Source organism: Arthrobacter pasteuri, assembly GCF_054510955.1.
In genome coordinates, this window is the sequence record NZ_JBTNDO010000009.1 from 1 (window position 1) to 3,090 (window position 3,090).

A 3,090-nucleotide genomic window follows, 5' to 3' on the forward strand; every position below is an offset into this window, starting at 1 on the left:
CACCGCCGGACAACCACTCACGGGAAGGCCCCGCACCACCAGGTGCGGGGCCTTCCCCACTTAAACCACACCCCACCACATGCACCGGGCACACCCACCGCAGGCCGGTACCCCGGCTGGGTTGCTCCGGAGGAGAAGCGCAACGAGGCGCCGTGCTCGAGCACTCGTCGAGTGCCCAGGGCCTGACGCAGGCTGTCGGCGACCCGCCCCGGCACCATTGTCGGCGCCGTCGCCGGCAGGATGACCGGATCGAACGACTCGTCCCTGCCCTATGGCATGTGACTCCCGACGCGTTGATATCGGTCAGCACCTTCTCGGATTTTTTGTCCTTGCAGATGCTCACAGCGAGTGGCCTCTGCCTGTGCTCACTCCCGAGGTGCTCGGTCAGCTCCGCCTTCAAGGGCGGTCTTGAGGATGTTCTCCGTAAGACGGGTCAGCAGCCCACCAGTGCTACCAGGCCCAAGCATCCTTCGGGGATGTCCTTTTGATCTATGAGCTCTCCCACCAAGGACCGCTCGTCTCCCGGCGGTCGTGAATCTGTCTACTGCCGTCCGCTTCCCGTAGCGGCCGAGCCGATGGTTGCTTCAATGATCGTTTTCGCGGTGGCGTGGCCGTCAGCGATTACCTTCTCCGGATCGGCTGCCCGAAGCATCATCCCAAGCGCGCCGGTAAGGATGAGGGCCAGACGTCCGGCGAGGTCTTGTGCCTCGCCTATGCCGACGACGGGAATCGCGAGCTCGTGGAGACGCGTGGTGAGTAGCTCGGTGTCGCTGCGCAGAGCCTCATCGAGAAGCTGACTTGGATGGGGCGATTCTGCCGCCACACTGAGGAATGCGCACCAGCGGGCTGTTGCAGGTCCGGATCTATACCGGGTCAGGGCAGGGAAAACAGCGAGAAGCTTCTCCTGAGCTGTTGTGGCCGCATCGACTTCCAGCTGCCAGTCGTGGTCCCAGCGTTTCAGGCGACGTCGCAACGCCTCGACGATGAGCCCTTCCTTGTTCCCGAAGTGGGTGTACAGGGTGGCGGGCGCGACGTTGGCCCGCTTGAGGATGACATCCACGGGTGTCGCCGCGACCCCCTGGGTGAAAGCAAGATGCTCAGCAGCGTCCAATAACCGTTCGCGCGCGCTGGGTTGTGCGACCATGCCTTCAGCATATAACGTTCGTTTCAATGAAACGCTCGTTACATGCTGCGCGGTCGGCAGCTACTCCAATGTTCGCGGTAACCGCCGTTGCGCTGATCGGCGCCACGTACGGGCTGGCCCGATTCGGATACGGGCTCTTCCTTCCTTTCTTTTCGGAGTCCTTCGCACTGACCCCGATGACCGCCGGCCTTCTCGCTTCCGGAGCATCGGTCACGTACTGCATCTCAGCAGCGCTCGGGTTCCGGTACGCACCTCGTCACCCCCGCTTCACCACGATCCTCGCCGGTTCCACGGCAACCCTTGGTAGTGGCGGCATCGCGGCCGCTCAGGGCACGATGTTCTTCAGCAGCTGCGTCCTGTTGGCAGGAATGGGGGCGGGCTTCGCGTCGCCCGCGCTAGTGGAACTCGTCCAACGCAACGCGGCTCCGGCCAGCCGGAACAGACTGCAGTCGGTTGTGAATTCGGGGACCGGGTTCGGGGTTGTCGCCGCCGGCGCCCTGTCGCTGCAGCTGGGAGCGTCATGGCGCACAGCCTGGATCCTCATCGCCCTCATCACGTTCACCGCCATGGTCGGGGTCCTTCGCGCAGACAGCTCCCACACCGAAGCGCGTAGCGGCGTTCCCCAGGGCGAAGAAGTCCCAGCCCGTACCGGAGGAACCAGCATCCGCGGCCTCGGATGGCCGATCGCAGCTGCCTTCGTCTTCGGTATCGGGTCCGCCGCACCCTGGGTATATGGGCGTTCTCTTCTCGAGGACGTCGGCGGGATGACATCCGAAACGTCCGCTACGGTGTGGATGGCGTTGGGTGCCGGTAGCGCCGCTGCGGTACTCCTGGCACCATGGCTCGCCCGTCACTCCGTCAAAATCACGTGGTACGCCACCGTAAGTGCGACTTCGGCCGCAACAGTGGCTTTCGCCCTTGTGCCGACTCTTCCCGCTTTCAGCCTCGCTGCCGCAGCACTCTTCGGCCTCGCCTACACGGCCGCGACCTCAGTCCTCATTATCTGGACGTCGTTCACAGCGGCGAACAGCGCCGCAGGAACTTCGATTCTCTTCACCTGCCTCGTTCTCGGTCAGGCCCTCGGATCAACGGTCATCGGCGCCCTCGTTGAAACGACTGACCCGGTCTTCGCCTTCGTCACTGCCGCAGCGCTTTGCCTGATCAGTGCCTTCGGAATTACGGCCCAGCGGACAATTCCTGCCGGTGAGCAAGGAGTCGCTGCCCTTTCCAAGATTGAAAGCCGCCGACATCCTCCCCAGAAGTACCGGCAGGGGTCAGCCCGGCTGCGAGACCCTGGTGGGCAATGATCCCGTGAAGTGGATACCACGTCACAGTCAGTCGTAACTCGGGCGGTGATTGACCGAGGCTTGAGGTCAACGCGGTCAGGACGACAACGGCTGTCATGTCATCCGCAGGTGTACGAGATGTACCTACCGGTCGCCCTATCGGCGAGGTCGCGGTAGCTGACGGGGGTACCTGTCGCCAAGTCACTTTCCCAATGGCCCCGTTGGGTGCGGTCGTCGATCTGGACCGGCCGGTCTGGGTGGAGACCATACCCTATGGCGTCCCCGCTTACTGCCTCTGGGGCTTCCTGACTCTCGAGGATCTCGACGCATCTTGCCTCGGACGGCCTGGGCACCGTGGATGCTGCACGGCTCAAGCCGGCAGCCAGGACGGCTGCTGATCAGCACGCGGCGATGCCGGGGAAATCCCTGCCCGGCAGCCAGGAACAGGTGCCGGTGGCTGCGCTCGGACGTCGGCAGGCGGGTCCGGCCATTGAAGGAGGAACTTCCGCACCTTCTGATCGGTGATGTCCGTACCCCGTCGACCTGGGTTGGGGGTGGATTTGTGGTGGGGGGTGGGGTGGTCGTATAGTTATGTGGTTGCCCCGGTGAGGGTGACGGACCCCCTTTGACAGAGTTGAAGTTGTTCCGGCGTGTGCTGTG

At 63.8% G+C, this 3,090-nt stretch carries 2 protein-coding genes; one reads left to right on the forward strand and one right to left on the reverse strand.

Annotated features, from left to right (window positions below):
- Positions 1-541: 541 nt before the first annotated feature.
- On the reverse strand, positions 542-1,144 hold the full coding sequence (locus tag ACX80H_RS16455) for a TetR/AcrR family transcriptional regulator (RefSeq protein WP_459314483.1): 603 nt from the start codon (positions 1,142-1,144) through the stop codon (positions 542-544).
- A gap of 68 nt (positions 1,145-1,212) precedes the next feature.
- On the opposite strand from ACX80H_RS16455, the gene ACX80H_RS16460 reads away from it, so the two are divergent.
- Entirely contained in the window at positions 1,213-2,451 is a 1,239-nt protein-coding gene (locus ACX80H_RS16460; RefSeq protein ID WP_459314484.1) for an MFS transporter, read from the forward strand.
- Positions 2,452-3,090 lie beyond the last annotated feature (639 nt).

What these genes read in the sequence shown, in the direction of transcription:
- ACX80H_RS16455 (WP_459314483.1), bottom strand. Translation starts at nt 1,144, where the DNA reads ATGGTCGCACAACCCAGCGCGCGCGAACGGTTATTGGACGCTGCTGAG.
- ACX80H_RS16460 (WP_459314484.1), top strand. Translation starts at nt 1,213, where the DNA reads ATGTTCGCGGTAACCGCCGTTGCGCTGATCGGCGCCACGTACGGGCTG.